General features: G+C 41.3%; 14 protein-coding genes, 1 tRNA gene, 2 pseudogenes and 1 riboswitch. Of the genes and pseudogenes, 14 read left to right on the forward strand and 3 right to left on the reverse strand.

What is annotated here, in order from left to right:
- Positions 1 to 48 precede the first annotated feature (48 nt).
- A tRNA-Pro gene (locus tag QM374_RS07975) sits at positions 49 to 122 on the forward strand.
- 239 nt (positions 123 to 361) lie between these two features.
- Here QM374_RS07975 and QM374_RS07980 read toward each other — a convergent pair.
- Positions 362 to 1,593 (reverse strand): annotated as a pseudogene (locus tag QM374_RS07980) (IS110 family transposase).
- 522 nt (positions 1,594 to 2,115) lie between these two features.
- Between QM374_RS07980 and cls the strand changes: the two are divergent.
- The 10 genes from cls (at position 2,116) to QM374_RS08030 (ending at position 12,599) form a co-directional block, all read left to right on the forward strand.
- A complete protein-coding gene (cls, locus tag QM374_RS07985; RefSeq protein WP_414311408.1) occupies positions 2,116 to 3,648 on the forward strand; it encodes a cardiolipin synthase in 1,533 nt (510 codons plus the stop codon).
- A 107-nt stretch (positions 3,649 to 3,755) separates the two neighbouring features.
- A riboswitch (TPP riboswitch) is annotated at positions 3,756 to 3,858 on the forward strand.
- A gap of 76 nt (positions 3,859 to 3,934) precedes the next feature.
- Positions 3,935 to 4,225, forward strand: a complete 291-nt coding sequence (locus tag QM374_RS07990; RefSeq protein WP_414311409.1) for an MTH1187 family thiamine-binding protein — start codon at positions 3,935 to 3,937, stop codon at positions 4,223 to 4,225.
- Complete coding sequence (locus QM374_RS07995; RefSeq protein ID WP_414311410.1) at positions 4,188 to 4,946, forward strand: ABC transporter permease; 759 nt, start codon at positions 4,188 to 4,190, stop codon at positions 4,944 to 4,946. The genes QM374_RS07990 and QM374_RS07995 overlap by 38 nt, the downstream gene beginning before the upstream one ends.
- 37 nt (positions 4,947 to 4,983) lie before the next feature.
- Positions 4,984 to 5,991, forward strand: a complete 1,008-nt coding sequence (locus QM374_RS08000; RefSeq protein WP_414311411.1) for an ABC transporter substrate-binding protein — start codon at positions 4,984 to 4,986, stop codon at positions 5,989 to 5,991.
- The gene (locus QM374_RS08005; RefSeq protein WP_414311412.1) at positions 5,991 to 6,719 is read left to right on the forward strand and encodes an ABC transporter ATP-binding protein; all 729 of its coding nucleotides are present in this window, start codon (positions 5,991 to 5,993) and stop codon (positions 6,717 to 6,719) included. The genes QM374_RS08000 and QM374_RS08005 overlap by 1 nt, the downstream gene beginning before the upstream one ends.
- A gap of 115 nt (positions 6,720 to 6,834) precedes the next feature.
- Complete coding sequence (locus QM374_RS08010) at positions 6,835 to 7,293, forward strand: CtsR family transcriptional regulator (protein ID WP_414311413.1); 459 nt, start codon at positions 6,835 to 6,837, stop codon at positions 7,291 to 7,293.
- 6 nt (positions 7,294 to 7,299) lie between these two features.
- Positions 7,300 to 9,732, forward strand: coding sequence for an ATP-dependent Clp protease ATP-binding subunit (locus tag QM374_RS08015; protein WP_248034953.1), 2,433 nt, complete (start codon positions 7,300 to 7,302; stop codon positions 9,730 to 9,732).
- Between the two features lie 247 nt (positions 9,733 to 9,979).
- Entirely contained in the window at positions 9,980 to 11,038 is a 1,059-nt protein-coding gene (locus QM374_RS08020; RefSeq protein WP_414311414.1) for an AAA family ATPase, read from the forward strand.
- Between the two features lie 9 nt (positions 11,039 to 11,047).
- A complete protein-coding gene (gene pnuC, locus QM374_RS08025) occupies positions 11,048 to 11,824 on the forward strand; it encodes a nicotinamide riboside transporter PnuC (protein WP_414311415.1) in 777 nt (258 codons plus the stop codon).
- A gap of 1 nt (position 11,825) precedes the next feature.
- Positions 11,826 to 12,599 (forward strand): NUDIX domain-containing protein, encoded by a 774-nt coding sequence (locus QM374_RS08030; RefSeq protein WP_414311416.1) that lies wholly within the window; start codon positions 11,826 to 11,828, stop codon positions 12,597 to 12,599.
- A 210-nt stretch (positions 12,600 to 12,809) separates the two neighbouring features.
- Here QM374_RS08030 and QM374_RS08035 read toward each other — a convergent pair whose 3' ends face one another.
- On the reverse strand, positions 12,810 to 13,040 hold the full coding sequence (locus tag QM374_RS08035; RefSeq protein WP_414311417.1) for a hypothetical protein: 231 nt from the start codon (positions 13,038 to 13,040) through the stop codon (positions 12,810 to 12,812).
- A 279-nt stretch (positions 13,041 to 13,319) separates the two neighbouring features.
- On the opposite strand from QM374_RS08035, the gene QM374_RS08040 reads away from it, so the two are divergent.
- From QM374_RS08040 to QM374_RS08050, 3 genes and pseudogenes are all read left to right on the forward strand, one after another.
- Positions 13,320 to 14,012 carry a hypothetical protein gene (locus QM374_RS08040; protein ID WP_414311418.1) on the forward strand — a complete coding sequence of 231 codons (693 nt, stop codon included), beginning with the start codon at positions 13,320 to 13,322 and terminating at the stop codon, positions 14,010 to 14,012.
- Between the two features lie 214 nt (positions 14,013 to 14,226).
- Positions 14,227 to 14,913 carry a YoaK family protein gene (locus tag QM374_RS08045; protein ID WP_414311419.1) on the forward strand — a complete coding sequence of 229 codons (687 nt, stop codon included), beginning with the start codon at positions 14,227 to 14,229 and terminating at the stop codon, positions 14,911 to 14,913.
- A 129-nt stretch (positions 14,914 to 15,042) separates the two neighbouring features.
- Positions 15,043 to 15,319 (forward strand): annotated as a pseudogene (locus QM374_RS08050) (group II intron maturase-specific domain-containing protein); the annotation flags it as partial.
- 98 nt (positions 15,320 to 15,417) lie between these two features.
- On the opposite strand, the gene QM374_RS08055 reads toward QM374_RS08050, so the two are convergent.
- Positions 15,418 to 18,069, reverse strand: coding sequence for a valine--tRNA ligase (locus QM374_RS08055; protein ID WP_414311420.1), 2,652 nt, complete (start codon positions 18,067 to 18,069; stop codon positions 15,418 to 15,420).
- Between the last annotated feature and the right edge of the window lie 102 nt (positions 18,070 to 18,171).

Raw genomic sequence — 18,171 nt, forward strand, 5'->3', positions numbered from 1 at the left:
GGCGGTTAGAGGTTCGACTCCTCTAGGGTGCATTTTTTCTATTTAACTCGGGAAGTAGCTCAGCTTGGTAGAGTACTTGGTTTGGGACCAAGGTGTCGCAGGTTCGAATCCTGTCTTCCCGATTGATATTAAAAAGTAAGAACACTAGTTGTTCTTTTTTTAGTGCTCTTTTCTACCATTTGTCAAGTATATCAAGGGCCTTAAGTAAAAAAAGAGATAATACGGTAGCTATTCTGAGGTTACTGTCTTATTTTTACCACTTATTGATCCATAAAAGGGCACGCTAAAAAACACCTCATCTGGTATTTTTTGAAACAAGGTGTTATAATAATACGGCATAGATGACCTTATCGATTTTGGGTCAAAGAGTAATCGTAAAGTTTGTTATGCGTAATTGGGTCAAAGAGTAATCGTAAAGTTTGTTATGCGTAATGAGGTAATACATTGTTCGAATGAGACGATGTGATGTATAGAGGCAATCGCATGTGGCTTGGTTGAAGCTATTGTCGATTGTCTTTTTCGTTTCTCATAAAAGTCGGCGATATGGCAGGGATTGGTATGACTAGCTGAAGCGATGTTATGAATGCACTTGAACAAGATTTTTCTGGCATAGGGATTACCTCGCTTAGTAATGTGTTCCTTGGCGAGAAAGTTCCCAGATTCATAGTGTCTCAGGTCAATGCCAATAAAAGCGTTGATTTGATTGGTAGACTGAAAGCGACGAATATCTCCCAATTCGCCAATGATAGATGTCGCTGTGGTTTCTGCGATGCCAGGAATTGATCGTAAGATGTCATACTCTGGTAAAGACTGAGCTAGAGCTACCATGTCGTCTAAGACAACCTGTCTGTGCTCAGAAAGACGAAGCAATTCTTGAGCATAGTAACGAACCTCTTCAAGCATTGGGGAGATTTTCTTGACCGCACAAAAAGATTGTTTAGCGAGTTTTATAAGTTTATCAGTCAGGTAAGCAATACGCTTTTCAGAGATTCGTTTGGAGGTAGATTGACGGATAATCTTACACAATTCATTTTGAGATAGGTTTAATACAAACTCTTTGCATGGAAAAGCCATCACTAAATTCCAATATTGCTCTCCAGTTGGTGTGGATAAGAGATTTTCCAATTCAGGAAAGGTGACTTGTAAGACCTTGTGTAGACGATTTTTAGCTCTAACAATGTCTTCTGTAAGATTTTGATAGAAACGGCTTAAATCACGCAGGTGTTGATAAACTTCTTCCTGCGCATAAGTTGGTTTACGATTGAGTATAAACTGAGAATGAGCTAACTTTTCAGCGTCAATTTTGTCTGTTTTACGAACTCGCAGACTGTCCAGTTGCTTCTTAGCTTCCAGAGGATTCAGCTGTGTATAAGCGTAGCCGTATTCCTCAAGAAAGGCTCGAAGACGCCGAGAATAGACACCAGTAGCTTCAAATATAATCTCAGGGTTATGAACAGTTTTCAAGTCATTCAAAAGACGATTGAAGCCAATGGCGTCATTGAGCATAGTGTATCCATGAATCTTTTCACCGTTGACTAAAATTGCCACCTCAGAACTTGCCTTACTCACATCAATCCCAAATACTGTACGCATGATATTACCTCTTTTGTCTTGAATAATTCCGTGTTTTAGTGATTTTATTTTCAATACGCGACGTCTAGCGTCCCACATACTTTGATCAAATTCCACCTAAAACAGGTGTCTTGCCAGTTTGTCAAGCGACGTCTAGCGCCAAAGAGCCCTACGACTTTACAAGACACCTCTACTTTAACATAAAGAAAAAGTAGTGAGTACTCTCTCCCGTCGGAGATTTTCTCACTACTAATCTTAGTATGTTTTCTACAACAAAATAGGCTCCATAATATCTATAGGGGATTTACCCACTACAAATATTATAGAGCCACTATAAAAAGCTAGAGTTCCACAATTGGGAATATCTAGCTTTTTTGTGGCTGAGAACTATTTTGTCGCAGACTTTTTTAAATGATTTTATAGGTAGAACTATCGGCCTAAACAGAAAAGACTTGCTAAGTTTTATGAAAGTAAGTATACTAGAAGGTAACAAGCGCTTTCAGCTAGTTGCTTTGGAGTTTATTTAGAAATTGAGAGGGAGTTATGGGGACTAGAAAATTTCGACTATTGATGTCCAAGTATGGTTTTAGCATTGCGATTATTCTGATAGAATTATTTGTAGTTTTTGCAGTCATTCTTTACATGAGCCAGATTGCTCCACTTGTTTGGGTTGCTCTTGTATTTCTTGTCAGCGTGGCGACTGTTTTAGCCATTGTCAATCGTTCTATGTCTCCTGAAAGCAAGGTGACGTGGTTGATTGTCACTTTTGTCCCTGTTTTTGGCCCCTTGCTTTATATCATGTTTGGTGAGCGTCGGTTATCAAAAAAGGAATTTAAACAATTACAGGAACTTCGTTCTATCACATCTCATGAAAAGCGCGAACATAGTCTTCATCAAGACATACAGAAAACTGATAAATCTGCCTACGGGATTATCAATGCCTTATTGCATATGGACAGTAATGCAGAAGTTTATGATCAGACAGACTCACAATTCTTTTCAAATGGTAAGGAAATGTGGCAGCAGATGCTGGAGGATTTGAAGAGGGCTGAAAAATTTATTTTTCTAGAATACTACATTGTCGAAGAAGGCTTGATGTGGGATAGTATGCTCGAAGTTCTAGAAGAAAAAGCTGCTCAGGGTGTTGAAGTTAAGATGCTCTACGACGATATCGGCTGTATGGTGACCCTGCCAGGTGATTATACAGTGCATCTCCGATCTCGAGGAATTGAGGCTCATAAGTTTAATAAGGTAATTCCTCGTATGACAGTGGCCTATAATAACCGAGATCACCGCAAAATTTTGGTCATTGATGGGCAGATTGCCTATACTGGTGGCGTCAATCTTGCGGATGAGTATATAAATCAGATTGAACGTTTTGGACATTGGAAAGATAGTGGGATTCGGATCGATGGTCCGGCGACTCAAGCCTTTACAAGACTATTTCTCATGAACTGGTACATCAACCGTGGAGAAATCAGTGATTTTGATCAGTATCATTTGGAAAATCAGACACGACCAGGTGGCGGTCTATGTATTCCATATGGTAGTGGGCCAAAACCAATCTACCAGATGAAGGTGGGTAAAATTGTCTATCAAAATCTGATTAATCAAGCGGAAGATTTTGTCTACATTACCACGCCTTATCTCATTATTGATTATGATTTGACAGAGGATATTAAAAATGCGGCTATGCGAGGCGTAGATGTGAGAATTATAACTCCATTTATCCCAGATAAAAAGCTCATCCAGTTAGTAACTCGAGGGTCTTATCCTAATCTTTTGTCTGCTGGTGTACGTATCTACGAGTATACTCCTGGTTTTATCCATAGTAAGCAAATGATTGTTGATGATCGATTTGCGGTTGTTGGAACCATAAATCTTGATTATCGCAGCTTGGTTCACCACTATGAAAATGCAGTTTTATTGTACGAAACACCGTCCATTGCAACTATTCGTAAGGACTTTGAAGAGATTTTTGAAGTATCGCAAGAAATTTTTCCTGGAACAATCAAGCCTACTTGGTATCAAACATTAATCAAAGAAGTAGCTCAGTTATTTGCGCCTATGCTTTAATCGAAAGAGCTAGTTCATCTGTATAATTAGAGAAAGAGAAGGTTTGCCGTCTCTTTTTCTGTAAGCAGTTTCCTTGACATCTTGTTTGTTTTGCGTTATCATATGTCCATATAATATATGGGAGTCTGTGTACAGTCTGAGAGGAAGTGTTAAACTTCGACCGCACCTGATCTGGGTAATGCCAGCGTAGGGAACGAATGCTTAGCCTAATTTTGCACCTTTTTCATATATGAAAGAGGTTTTTCTTTTTTTACAAAGAAAAACTGTAACTTAGAAGGAGGTTTTAATGAAAGCAAGCATTGCTTTACAAGTCTTACCCCTGTCACAAGGGATTGACCGCATAGCCCTTATTGATCAAGTTATTGCTTATCTGCAGGCTCAAGGAGTGTCCATGGTGGTGACACCTTTTGAAACAGTCCTAGAAGGAAACTTTGAGGAACTGATGCGTATTCTCAAAGAAGCTTTAGAAGTGGCAGGTCAAGGGGCAGATAATGTTTTTGCCAATGTGAAAATAAATGTAGGAGAGATTTTAAGCATCGATGAGAAACTTGAAAAATATAATGAGACGGCACATTAGTCTGCTAGGATTTTTGGGTGTCTTATCTCTTTGGCAGGTGGCAGGTTTCTTAAAACTCTTACCAAAGTTTATCTTGCCGACACCACTTGAAATCCTTCAGTCTTTTGTTCGTGACAGAGAATTTCTCTGGTACCACAGCTGGGCAACCTTGAGAGTAGCCTTGTTAGGTCTAGTGTTAGGTGTCTTGATAGCCTGTATCATGGCTGTTCTTATGGATAGTCTGGGCTGGTTAAATGACCTGATTTACCCTATGATGGTGGTTGTCCAGACCATTCCAACCATTGCCATAGCACCCATTCTAGTTTTATGGCTAGGTTATGGAATCTTGCCCAAGATTGTCTTGATTATCTTGACGACAACCTTCCCAATCATTGTCAGTATTTTAGATGGATTTAGACACTGTGACAAGGACATGCTGACCTTGTTTAGTCTGATGCGTGCAAATCCCTGGCAAATTCTTTGGCATTTTAAGATCCCGGTCAGCCTGCCTTACTTTTATGCAGGTCTTAGGGTTAGTGTCTCCTATGCCTTTATCACAACAGTGGTATCCGAGTGGTTGGGAGGCTTTGAAGGACTAGGTGTCTACATGATTCAGTCCAAGAAACTGTTTCAGTATGATACCATGTTTGCGATTATTATTCTGGTATCACTGATCAGCCTTCTGGGTATGAAGCTAGTTGATATCAGTGAAAAATATGTGATTAAATGGAAACGTGCTTAAAATAGAGCGTTTTGGAAAAAGAAAAGAGGAAATAAAAATGAAGAAAACATGGAAAGTGTTTTTAACGATTGTAACAGCTCTTGTGGCTGTCGTGCTTGTGGCTTGTGGACAAGGAACTGCTTCTAAGGACAACAAAGATGCAGAACTCAAAAAAATTGATTTTATCCTAGACTGGACACCAAATACCAACCATACAGGGCTTTATGTAGCTAAAGAAAAAGGTTATTTCAAGGAAGCTGGAGTGGATGTTGACTTGAAATTGCCACCTGAAGAAAGCTCATCAGATTTAGTTATCAACGGTAAGGCACCGTTTGCGGTGTATTTTCAAGACTACATGGCTAAGAAACTGGAAAAAGGAGTGGGAATTACCGCTGTTGCAGCGATTGTAGAACACAATACATCAGGGATCATCTCTCGTAAGTCTGACAATATCAACAGTCCTAAAGACTTGGTTGGTAAGAAATATGGAACTTGGAATGACCCAACTGAGCTTGCTATGTTGAAAACCTTGGTAGAAACTCAAGGAGGAGACTTTGAGAAGGTTGAAAAAGTACCAAACAACGACTCAAACTCTATCACACCGATAGCCAATGGTGTTTTTGATTCTGCTTGGATTTACTACGGTTGGGATGGAATCCTTGCCAAATCTCAAGGTGTGGACGCTAACTTCATGTACTTGAAAGATTATGTCAAGGAGTTTGACTACTACTCACCAGTTATCATCGCTAACAACGATTATCTGAAAGACAACAAAGAAGAAGCTCGCAAAGTCATCCAAGCCATCAAAAAAGGCTACCAATACGCTATGGAGCACCCAGAAGAAGCTGCAGATATCCTCATTAAGAATGCACCTGAGCTCAAGGATAAACGTGACTTTGTCATCGAATCTCAGAAATACTTGTCAAAAGAATACGCAAGCGACAAGGACAAATGGGGACAATTTGATGCTGACCGTTGGAATGCCTTCTACAAATGGGATAAGGAAAATGGAATCCTCAAAGAAGACTTGACTGACAAAGGTTTCACTAACGAATTTGTAAAATAATGACAGAAATTAGACTAGAACACGTAAGCTATGCCTACGATGATGAGAAGATTTTAGAAGATATTAACCTACAGGTGACTTCAGGTGAAGTTGTCTCTATCCTAGGCCCCAGTGGTGTAGGAAAAACCACACTCTTTAACCTGATTGCAGGGATTTTAGAAGTCCAGTCTGGGCGAATCATTCTTGATGGAGAGGAAAATCCTAAGGGGCGCGTGAGCTATATGCTACAAAAGGATCTGCTCCTGGAGCACAAGACTGTGCTAGGAAATATCATCCTGCCCCTCTTGATCCAAAAGGTGGATAAGGCAGAAGCCATTGCCCGTGCAGATGAAATCCTTGCTACCTTTCAGTTGACGGCTGTACGGGACAAGTATCCTCATGAGCTTAGCGGCGGGATGCGCCAGCGTGTGGCCTTACTTCGCACTTACCTATTTGGGTATAAACTCTTTCTTCTCGACGAGGCCTTTAGTGCCTTGGATGAGATGACTAAGATGGAGCTTCATGCCTGGTATCTTGATATTCATAAACAACTAGGCCTGACGACACTCATCATTACGCATAGTATAGAGGAAGCCCTTAACCTTAGCGACCGTATCTATATCTTGAAAAATCGCCCTGGGCAGATTGTTGCTGAAATTAAACTAGATTGGTCTGAAGACGAGGACAAGGAAGTCCAAAAGATTGCCTACAAACGTCAAATCTTGGCAGAATTAGGCTTAGATAAGTAGAAAAATAGGGAGTTGGTGATGATTATTCATTACCAGCCCCTTTTTCTTTAAAAAATGAAAAAATTTCGGTATAATAGTCAAAGATAGTCAAGGTTTAAAGAGAGGTGGGTTTGTTATGAGACTTAAAAATACATCAGATCATATTGAGGCCTACATCAAGGCAATTCTAGATCAATCTGGTATTGTGGAGTTGCAACGGAGTCAGTTGGCAGATACTTTCCAGGTTGTTCCTAGTCAGATTAACTATGTGATTAAGACTCGTTTTACAGAAAGCAGGGGATACTTGGTTGAAAGTAAGCGTGGTGGTGGTGGCTATATTCGTATAGGACGGATTGAATTCTCCAACCATCATGATATGCTCCGAGAGCTACTGTACTCGGTAGGTGAAGAAGTCAGCCTAGTTATCTTTGAAGATGTTTTAAGACTCTTGTTTGAACAGGATTTAGTGACTCGTCAGGAGATGAATCTATTACTAGCAATGGCGACAGACCGAGTTCTAGGTGAGGATGCCAATCTTATCCGTGCCAATATGCTCCGACAGTTATTACAAGAGGTAGATAGAAAAGGAAAATAGAACTAAATGAAATATTCAAAAGCATTGAAAGAATGTATAGACAGTGCCTTTCTGGTCGCAAGTCATTTTGGGGCAGAATACCTAGAGTCTTGGCACCTATTGATTGCTATGGCCAATCATAGTTATAGTGTGGCAGGGGCGACTTTAAACGAATTTCCCTATGAGATTGATCGTCTGGAGGAAGTTGCTGTAGAGCTGACTGAAACAAAGTATAGCGATAAGGAAAATTATCAGGAGTTGCCTTTTTCACACCGCTTGAAGGTATTGTTGTTGGAAGCAGAGCATGTAGCTTCTGTTGTGCATGCCAAGGTTTTAGGAACAGAGCACGTGCTTTATGCTATCTTACATGATGGCAATGCCTTGGCTACTCGTATTCTAGAAAAAGCGGGATTTTCTTACGAAGATCAGAAGGATCAGGTCAAGATTGCTGGACTTCGTCGTAGTCTTGAAGCGCGTGCTGGTTGGACTAGAGATGATTTGAAGGCCCTTCGTCAACGCCATCGTACGGTAGCGGACAAGCAAAATTCTATGGCTAATATGATGGGCATGCCACAGACACCAAGTGGAGGTTTGGAAGATTATACGCATGACCTTACGGAGCAAGCTCGCTCAGGTAAATTGGAACCAGTCATTGGGCGTGACCAAGAAATCTCTCGTATGATTCAAATTCTGAGTCGTAAAACTAAAAACAATCCTGTCCTGGTTGGAGATGCGGGTGTGGGAAAAACAGCGTTGGCACTTGGCCTTGCCCAACGTATTGCCAATGGAGATGTTCCAGCTGAAATGGCTAAAATGCGTGTCCTAGAACTTGACTTGATGAATGTGGTTGCGGGGACTCGTTTCCGTGGTGATTTTGAAGAACGTATGAACAATATCATCAAAGATATTGAGGAAGATGGTAAGGTCATCCTCTTTATCGATGAGCTTCATACTATTATGGGTTCAGGAAGTGGGATTGATTCGACCTTGGATGCGGCAAATATCCTAAAACCTGCCTTGGCGCGTGGAACTCTGAGAACTGTCGGTGCGACTACTCAGGAAGAGTATCAAAAGCACATCGAAAAAGACGCAGCCCTTTCTCGTCGTTTTGCTAAAGTGATGATTGAGGAGCCAAGTTTAGCAGATAGTATGGCTATTTTGCAGGGCTTGAAAGCAACTTATGAGAAACACCACCATGTCCAAATTACAGACGATGCAGTCGAAACAGCTGTCAAAATGGCACATCGTTATTTGACGAGTCGTCATTTGCCAGACTCAGCCATTGATCTTTTGGATGAAGCGGCAGCAACAGTGCAAAATAAATCGAAACACGCTAAACAAGAAGAGTCAGGTTTAACACCAGCTGATAAGGCCTTGATGGATGGAAAATGGAAGCAAGCAGCTCAACTCATTGCAAAAGAGCAGGAAGTACCTGTTTATAAAGATGTAGTAGAAGAATCTGATATTTTGACCACCTTGAGTCGCTTATCAGGAATTCCTGTGCAAAAATTAACTCAAACGGATGCCAAGAAGTATCTCAACCTTGAAGCTGAACTGCATAAACGTGTGATCGGACAGGAACAGGCTGTATCTAGTATCAGTCGTGCTATCCGCCGTAACCAATCTGGTATTCGTAGTCATAAACGTCCAATCGGATCCTTTATGTTCCTAGGACCGACAGGTGTCGGTAAGACCGAATTGGCCAAGGCCTTGGCAGAAGTCCTCTTTGATGACGAATCAGCCCTTATCCGTTTTGACATGAGTGAGTATATGGAGAAATTCGCAGCCAGCCGTCTCAACGGAGCTCCTCCAGGTTATGTAGGCTACGAAGAAGGTGGAGAGTTGACTGAGAAGGTTCGCAATAAACCGTACTCAGTACTTCTCTTTGACGAGGTAGAAAAGGCTCACCCAGACATCTTTAATGTACTCTTACAGGTTTTGGATGATGGTGTCTTGACAGATAGTAAAGGTCGCAAGGTTGACTTCTCAAACACCATTATCATCATGACGTCAAACCTTGGTGCGACAGCCCTTCGTGACGACAAGACAGTCGGCTTTGGAGCTAAGGACATTCGTTTTGACCAGGAAAATATGGAAAAACGGATGTTTGAAGAGCTGAAAAAGGCTTATCGTCCAGAGTTTATCAACCGTATTGATGAGAAGGTAGTCTTCCATAGCTTGTCAAGTCAAGATATGCAGGAAGTAGTTAAGATTATGGTCAAACCATTGATTGCAAGCCTGGCAGAAAAAGGAATTGACTTGAAACTCCAAGCATCTGCCCTAAAACTTCTAGCTCAGCAAGGCTATGATCCAGAGATGGGGGCTCGTCCACTTCGTAGAACCCTACAAACGGAAGTGGAAGACAAACTTGCAGAACTTCTTCTTAAAGGTGAATTGGAAGCTGGTAAGACCCTGAAGATTGGTGTTAAAGCTGGTCAATTAAAATTTGAGATTGTTTAAAAATGTGAGGTTGAAACAGATTGTTTCAGCCTCTTTTTTGAAAAGTTGTTGCCCAAATAGCTACTTGGATTGTGGATTTATTTTGAGGATTTCAAAACTGATTTTGCCTAATCAAGTTTTGTATATCAAGTAAAAAATTCTTATCATTTGGCAATGTTTTTATAAAAAATAATAAAAAAGTGTTGACAAACAGAACAAGACATAGTATAATGCAAAATATAAAAAGTTATAAAAAGGTTGAACAGATATGAAAAAGAGTATAGCGGTGGTTTTTGGCACCTTTGCTCCCTTACATCAAGGGCATATTGATTTAATCCAAAGAGCAAAACGTCAATGTGATGCTGTATGGGTGGTAGTTTCAGGTTATAAGGGAGATCGTGGTGAACAGGTGGGACTTACACTACAAAAGAGATTTCGCTATATTCGTGAAGCTTTTCGAGATGATGAGTTGACCTCTGTTTGTAAACTTGACGAAAGCAATATTCCACGTTATCCAATGGGCTGGCAGGAGTGGTTGGATCAGATGTTGCAGGCCATTTCCTATGATCAGACTGGTGAGGAACTTATCTTTTTTGTAGGAGAGCCTGAATATCAAGCAGAACTTGACAAACGTGGTTTTGAGACCGTTCTACAGGAAAGAAAATTTGGAATTTCGGCTACCATGATTCGAGAAAATCCAAGTAAATATTGGAAATATATCGCTCAACCCTTCCGCCGTCAGTTTACGAAAAAAGTGTTGATTATGGGAAGTGCTAGTAATGGGAAAACAACTCTAGCCAAGGATTTAGCTCGCTTCTATGATGCGCCAGTCAGTCTGGAATATGCTCGTGAGTATCAGATAAAAAATAATGTCCGAGATGATGAGCTTACCCCAAAAGACTATTATTACCTTCTATTGGGGCAATATGATCAAACTTCCAAGTTAATCGATAGCAATGCCAATCGAGGCCTGGTCATTGCAGACACCAACTCATTGGTAACCAAGGGCTACTACGATTACTACATGGAAACTGAAGAGCAGGGGGACTTGTCCGTAGAAACCTTTGATAATCTCTTCGTTTCCATATTAGCCAAGGAAAAGTGGGATTTAATCCTCTTTGTGCAACCTGTCGGCTCTTATGTCAATGATGGTTTTCGAGACATGACCATGGCAGAAGACCATATCCGTCATAGTTTTTCTCAGCATTTGGATATGATGAGGGAGCAATATCTAGCTACTATCCCTCATGTTTATCTAGCTGATGATTATCTAGGGAATTATGAAGCAGCAAAAGTAGCTATCGATACCATTTACCAAGCAGATTAGGAGAAGAAAATGAAAAAAATAACTGAAAAAATTACTCGGTTTATCGCAAACTTTAAAAATGTTCACGCAGAAGCTCGTAAAATTGGTTTTGCAGGAGTTATGCGTTTGCTTTGGAAAGACCTCTTTGTGGGACGCAGTCTTTTCCAGTGGCTCTATTTGATTGCTTTATCAAGTGTCCCTCTTATTCTGGAGTTTACACAAAACACGGAAAGTCATGACTGGGTTGGTCTCTTGGCCTCTTGGACAGGGATTGTCTGCGTTATCTTGGTTGCAGAAGGTCGGGCTAGTAACTACCTTTTTGGAGCTATTAACTCTGCTATCTATTTGGTCCTAGCTATGAATGCTACTTTCTACGGAGAAGTTTTGACAACAGTTTATTTCTTTGTCATGCAGCCTATTGGCCTCTATACTTGGTTGTCTAATCGGATCAATGAGCAAGGAAAACCAGAAGAATCCCACTTTGAAGCTAAGAAACTTGGCCTGATTGATTGGCTCAAATATTTGGCTTTGACTGCTATCATCTGGATTGGTATGGGCTTTGCCTATCAAAGTATCCATAGCGCTCGTCCTTTCCGTGACAGTGTTACCGATGCGACCAATGGTGTTGGTCAGCTCTTGATGACACGTCTTTACCGGGAGCAATGGATTTTCTGGATTGCAACCAATCTCTTTAGTATTTACCTCTGGTGGGGTGAAAATATCCATATCCAAGGTATGTACTGGGTTTACACCATCAATAGTTTAGTCGGTTGGTATCAATGGACAAAAGCTGTCAGGGAGGGATAAGATGACTGAAATGATAATCCCGGCTGGAATGACAGAAAGAGAATATTTTGAGATTCATGCGACGGAGAAGGAATTTTTAGACTGGTACTGCAAACAGGATCTTCCTCAGTATGAAAAACCAAGCGTGACGGTGGATATGGTAGCTTATTGCTTTGTGGAAGGGAAAATCAAACTCTTGCTGATCCGGCGCAAGGCTCATCCTTATCAAAACTGCTTGGCTCTGGTCGGTGGTTTTATGGATAAGAGCGAAGATGCAAGGCATGCTTGCCAGCGTGAAGTGAGAGAGGAGGTTAACCTCGACCTTCCTTTGGAAAAAATCGAACAGTTGATGACAGTGTCTACCCCAGGTCGTGATCCACGGGGCTGGACGGTTACTATCGCCCACTTGGTGTATCTACCTAGTCGAGCACTCGAACTCGTTCAAGCTGGAGATGATGCCAAGGATGTAGTTTTTGTCGATGTTGATTTTCAGACGGGCAAGTGCTTCCTAGAGGGACTAGAGTTGGAGGAGCACGCCTTTGCCTTTGACCATTATGCCATTATCCAAGAGTCTATTAAACGAATCCAAGGGCGTCTTGACTGGAATCCGACCTTCCTCTATCTGCTAGAGGAGGAGTTCACTGTCTATGAAGGGACCGAATTGGTCAATCTCATCAACCCAGGACGACCAATCGTCAGCAATAACTTTCTCGTAAAATACGGTGAATATGTAGAAGAAGTTGGGCTCAAACGAGTGCCTAAAAAGAAACCAAGAAAAACCTATCGATTGAAATAAAAAGCTTTGGGACAGAAATCGATAGATCAAGTCTCGATTTCCTAGTCTCAGTCCTGAGAAGTTTCAACAAATCCGATGGCTGGTTGAAGCTTGAGAATAGAGAAAATAAAGTTTGTGTCAAAAGTCAATTCAGCTATCGTGTCAAAGGTTTATGATTCATAAAAAATCGAGGTCGGGATTCTTCCCAGCCTCTTTTTGTTATTATTTTTTTTAAAGATGTTCATCTTTTTTAGGATTACTCATAAAACGAATGAATAAATCTTTGTATTTATATTTTAAATAATGTTCATGTAAGTACAGTAGAGCTACGTAGACAATCATGAAAATGGCAGTTAGGTAGAACAAATCAAATGTTGTTTGAGCGTAATGAGTAGCTGCCCCATAAGAAACGAAAGCATCTAAAATCACCCAAGGAAGATACTTGTAATATTTGCTTAACATAAGTCTACACCTCCAATATCTATTTCAATTTTATTATAGCCCTTCAAGAAAAAAATGCAAGCGATTACACTTTAAAATATAGCACTTTGTCAGGAAGAACTTTTGTGTTTTTTTAAATTATTTACGAATAAAAGATATAGGAGGGGTAAGAAAATAAATGTACTAAAAAATAATTCTAAAAAATTTTAGATAAATAGTTGACAGATTTAAAAACAAATATTACAATAATGTTACAAAAATATTTCTTAACATTTCAAAAATGTTACAAAGGAGCATAAAATGAAAAATAAAACTTCTATCAAATTAATGGCCGCAACTGTACTTGCTTCAACATTACTATTGGGGGCTTGTGGTAATAAGAAAGAAAATACCACAAGTGATAGTTCTAGCAAGACAACACAAGCATCTTCTAGTTCTAAGACAAGTTCTTCAAGTAAAGAGAACAAGACTCAGAAATCCTCAAGCTCAACTTCATCAGAAAAAGCTAAATCATCATCTTCCGATCAGTCAACGACTACTGCTAATCAATCGCAAGCAACACCAGCACCAGAAACAAAACAAAATCAAGAACCTTCTGCTAAGCAAACCCCTTCTCAAGCCCCATCCAATCAACAAGGAACACAAGCAAAACAGAATCAGTCAGCTTATGATCCAGCAACTGATCGCAAACTTCAAGACAAGCAGGCAGAACATAACAAACGTTATAAAGGTGTCTTGACTATGGTGGACAAAGATTTTTCAGCTGCAGCTGGGAATTGGAAGGGTGCGAATGGTGAAACGATCACTGTCTCATCAGGCGGTCAATTTACAGTAGAATCTGCTGATGGCAAGAAAGAAAACTACTCTATTCAAAGCTATTCTTATACCCTTGATGATGGGAAATACAATGCTGAAGTAGGTGGTGGAAAAGTCATCCAAATTACAACAGGTGCAGATGGTACTGTTTCAAGTGTTACTTTGATTAAGCCATAGACTTCAGTACAGAAATAATTTGTTTAAAAATAGTTCAGCTGAGGAGTACTACAGTATTCCGATTTGATAAGAAGAAGTCATAAATGAACTCCAGAGATGAGACTAACTTAGGAATATATGTAATCATGTCTACCTGAACTGACCGTTTTTCACTTAGTTTCTTTCAGAGAAAGTGGTATAATGAAAAAATCAAAGGGAAACGAGTGATGAATCAATGCCAGATAAATTAATTTTACCTCAAAACACACGACTCATGGGAGTGTTCCTTGGCTTTATCGGTGGTTCTTTGGATGTATTCTGTCACATCCAGTACCATAGTTTGGTGGCAACGCAGACAGGGAACATTCTCCTACTGATATCAGATTGGCACGATTCACATGTCATTAATACCATGTTGAGATTCTGTTCTATTATATTCTTTTCCCTAGGCTTTCTTTTTGCCTTACACGTGAAAGAATATCGCAAAACAGCCTATTGGCGGGTTAAGATGCTACTTCCCTTATTTATCGGGACCCTTGTTCTGCCCTTCTTTTCCCGTTTTCCTCTATTAGAAGTTCCTTTTATTGCTTTTGGAACAGGCATGATGATACTAACATTTACGGGTAGTTTGATTGAAGATTATCCCTATGTCATTTTTATGACTTCTGGAAATTACCGAAAAATGTTGACTGCTTTGTATCGCATCGTTAGAGGAGAAGGAGATGTTCAAGAATATCGTCGTCAAGCCTTGAATTATGGCATTGTTGTAGGGAGTTTCGTAGTGGGCGCTATTAGCTTGGCTGTATCTATGCATTTTCTCCATGAATGGTCTATCTGGATTGTCAGCTTCAATTTGTTTTTGATTATGGCATACTATATTGCTAGAGTGAAGCAACTAGATTTGCAAGATGAAAATATATAAAAAAGGCAAATCTCAAATTGAGGGATTTGCCGTTTTTGGTATGATGGACATGTCGTACATCTGAGGTGGAAGTCCTCCGTAGGACACACACTACCAGTGAACTTTTGAGCAACTGAATTTGTCCATTCGGGGATGTATAACTATTTCTTACTAGGGAATATGAAGCGCATAGTCATCATCATAGATGAGCGCTCGCGTACTAGCCTACGAGTGATTATAGGGAAGCAATGGAAGAAGAAATCTAAACGACTGTCGGGCCTACTTAAGTTAGGAATTCCTAAAAGGATAGCAGATAAGGATCTGGCTGGGGTGAACACTATCAATTAGGGTTCAGAAATCGATACTTAAACGCGATATATCAAAACCAGTCCTTGAAAGGCGAGGACTGGTTTCGTGTTTGGATTAATACCTTGAACGACATTCCTTAAAAGTTAGTTGAATAACCGTATGCAGAATGGCACGTACCGTGGTGTGAGAGGGGGTAGTCTTAGCCACTACTCGATTTTATTTCACCAACTTCTTCATCTCATCAATACGCGCTACGGTCGCGTCGTATTTAGCTTGGTAGTCGGCTTGTTTGTCGCGTTCTTTTTGGACGACTTCTGGTTTGGCATTAGCTACGAAGCGTTCATTAGAGAGCTTCTTGCCGACCATATCCAGTTCTTTTTGCCATTTAGCCAGTTCCTTATCGAGACGAGCGAGTTCTTCTTCGACATTGAGGAGGTCTGCCAGTGGCAAGTAGATTTCTGCTCCTGTGATGACGCTTGACATAGCGAGTTCAGGTGCAGGGATGTTTGATGCGATTTCCAAGTGTTCTGGATTTGTGAAGCGTTTGATGTAGTTGACATTGCTGTTAAAGAAGGCTTCCAAGTCGCTATCGCTGGTCTTAACAAGGATGGTGATAGGCTTGCTTGGTGCAACGTTTACTTCTGCACGCGCATTACGAACAGCACGGATCAAGTCTTTGAGGCTTTCGACACCAGTGTGGGCTGCGAGGTCTTCAAAGGCTGGGTTAACAGTTGGATATTCCGCTGTAACGATAGATCCTTCTGAGATTTGTCCAAAGATTTCCTCTGTCACGAATGGCATGATTGGGTGAAGGAGACGAAGGATCTTGTCCAAAGTATAGAGGAGAACAGAACGTGTGATGACTTTCTCTTCTTCGTTATCGCTATAAAGGACTTCCTTGGTCAACTCAACGTACCAGTCCGCAAACTCGTCCCAGATGAAGTTATAAAGGATGTGTCCAGCTACACCAAACTCAAACTTATCAAAGTTGGCAGTAGCTTTTCCTATAGTTTCATTGAGGTTGTGGAGAATCCAGCGGTCTGTGACATTTCCAGCTTCCTTGTTGACAACTTTTTCGACATTGGCAGTTGCTTGCTCGAGGGTCAAGCCTTCATTGTTCATGAGGATGTAGCGAGAGATGTTCCAGATCTTGTTGATGAAGTTCCATGAAGCATCCATTTTCTCGTAAGAGAAGCGCACGTCTTGGCCTGGTGCAGAACCGTTCGAAAGGAACCAACGAAGGGCATCGGCACCGTATTTCTCGATGACATCCATAGGGTCAATCCCGTTCCCGAGAGATTTAGACATCTTACGTCCTTGCTCGTCACGAATGAGACCGTGGATAAGCACATTTTGGAATGGCTGACGGCCAGTGAATTCCAAGGATTGGAAGATCATACGAGACACCCAGAAGAAGATGATATCGTAACCTGTTACCAAGGTTGACGTTGGGAAGTAACGTTTGAAGTCTTCTGAGTCGACATCAGGCCAGCCCATAGTTGAGAATGGCCAAAGGGCAGAACTGAACCAAGTATCCAAGACGTCTTCGTCCTGAGTCCATCCGTCGCCTTCAGGAGCTTCTTCACCGACGTACATTTCACCCTCAGCATTGTACCAAGCAGGGATTTGGTGACCCCACCAGAGCTGACGAGAGATTACCCAGTCGTGGACATTTTCCATCCATTGGAGGAAGGTATCGTTGAAACGAGGTGGGTAGAATTCTACCTTGTCCTCTGTGTCTTGATTGGCAATAGCATTCTTAGCCAATTGGTCCATCTTAACGAACCATTGAGTAGACAAGCGTGGCTCAACCACAACACCTGTACGTTCTGAGTGACCAACACTGTGGACACGTTTTTCGATTTTAACGAGGGTACCGATTTCTTCCAACTTAGCAACGACTGCCTTACGAGCTTCGAAACGATCCATACCTGCAAATTCGAAGGCCAAGTCGTTCATGGTTCCGTCATCGTTCATGACGTTGACTTGTGGCAAGTTATGGCGTTGACCAACCAAGAAGTCGTTTGGATCGTGGGCAGGCGTGATTTTCACGACACCAGTACCAAACTCAGGGTCTGCGTGCTCGTCCCCAACGATTGGAATCAATTTATTAGCGATTGGAAGGATGACGTTTTTACCAATCAAGTCCTTGTAGCGTGGGTCTTCTGGATTAACCGCAACCGCAACGTCCCCAAACATGGTCTCAGGACGAGTTGTCGCAACTTCAAGGGCGCGTGAACCGTCTTCTAACATGTAGTTCATATGGTAGAAGGCACCTTCGACATCCTTATGGATAACCTCGATATCAGAAAGGGCTGTGCGAGCTGCTGGATCCCAGTTGATGATAAACTCACCACGGTAGATCCAGCCTTTCTTGTAAAGGTCCACAAAGACCTTGCGAACCGCTTTTGACAAACCTTCGTCAAGCGTGAAACGCTCACGAGAGTAGTCTACAGAGAGGCCCATCTTGCCCCATTGTTCCTTGATAGTAGTGGCATATTCGTCTTTCCATTCCCAGACTTTCTCGAGGAATTTCTCACGGCCGAGGTCGTAACGGCTGATGCCCTCACCACGCAAGCGCTCCTCAACCTTAGCCTGAGTCGCAATCCCCGCGTGGTCCATCCCTGGAAGCCAAAGCGTATCAAAACCTTGCATACGTTTTTGACGGATGATGATATCTTGCAAAGTTGTATCCCAAGCGTGACCGAGGTGGAGTTTACCAGTCACGTTTGGTGGTGGAATGACGATAGAGTATGGCTTAGCCTTCTTATCGCCTGAAGGCTTGAAAACATCCTCGTCAAGCCATTTTTGGTAACGACCAGCCTCAACCTCGGCTGGATTGTATTTAGGTGAAAGTTCTTTAGACATGTGTGTGTCCTTTCTAGTTTATATCTTGAAATAAAATTAGTATGTAGAAGATAGGCTTTGATTCAACTCATCTTGTTTTTATCATTATCTTCTATAAGCAAA

Origin of the sequence: Streptococcus infantis (genome assembly GCF_047465525.1) — a bacterium.
GTDB lineage: Bacteria > Bacillota > Bacilli > Lactobacillales > Streptococcaceae > Streptococcus > Streptococcus infantis_R.

Bases quoted from the DNA above. Each gene is read 5' to 3' on its own strand.
- cls (WP_414311408.1), top strand. From the start codon at position 2,116: ATGGGGACTAGAAAATTTCGACTATTGATGTCCAAGTATGGTTTTAGC.
- QM374_RS07990 (WP_414311409.1), top strand. From the start codon at position 3,935: ATGAAAGCAAGCATTGCTTTACAAGTCTTACCCCTGTCACAAGGGATT.
- QM374_RS07995 (WP_414311410.1), top strand. From the start codon at position 4,188: ATGAGAAACTTGAAAAATATAATGAGACGGCACATTAGTCTGCTAGGA.
- QM374_RS08000 (WP_414311411.1), top strand. From the start codon at position 4,984: ATGAAGAAAACATGGAAAGTGTTTTTAACGATTGTAACAGCTCTTGTG.
- QM374_RS08005 (WP_414311412.1), top strand. From the start codon at position 5,991: ATGACAGAAATTAGACTAGAACACGTAAGCTATGCCTACGATGATGAG.
- QM374_RS08010 (WP_414311413.1), top strand. From the start codon at position 6,835: ATGAGACTTAAAAATACATCAGATCATATTGAGGCCTACATCAAGGCA.
- QM374_RS08015 (WP_248034953.1), top strand. From the start codon at position 7,300: ATGAAATATTCAAAAGCATTGAAAGAATGTATAGACAGTGCCTTTCTG.
- QM374_RS08020 (WP_414311414.1), top strand. From the start codon at position 9,980: ATGAAAAAGAGTATAGCGGTGGTTTTTGGCACCTTTGCTCCCTTACAT.
- pnuC (WP_414311415.1), top strand. From the start codon at position 11,048: ATGAAAAAAATAACTGAAAAAATTACTCGGTTTATCGCAAACTTTAAA.
- QM374_RS08030 (WP_414311416.1), top strand. From the start codon at position 11,826: ATGACTGAAATGATAATCCCGGCTGGAATGACAGAAAGAGAATATTTT.
- QM374_RS08035 (WP_414311417.1), bottom strand. From the start codon at position 13,040: ATGTTAAGCAAATATTACAAGTATCTTCCTTGGGTGATTTTAGATGCT.
- QM374_RS08040 (WP_414311418.1), top strand. From the start codon at position 13,320: ATGAAAAATAAAACTTCTATCAAATTAATGGCCGCAACTGTACTTGCT.
- QM374_RS08045 (WP_414311419.1), top strand. From the start codon at position 14,227: ATGCCAGATAAATTAATTTTACCTCAAAACACACGACTCATGGGAGTG.
- QM374_RS08055 (WP_414311420.1), bottom strand. From the start codon at position 18,069: ATGTCTAAAGAACTTTCACCTAAATACAATCCAGCCGAGGTTGAGGCT.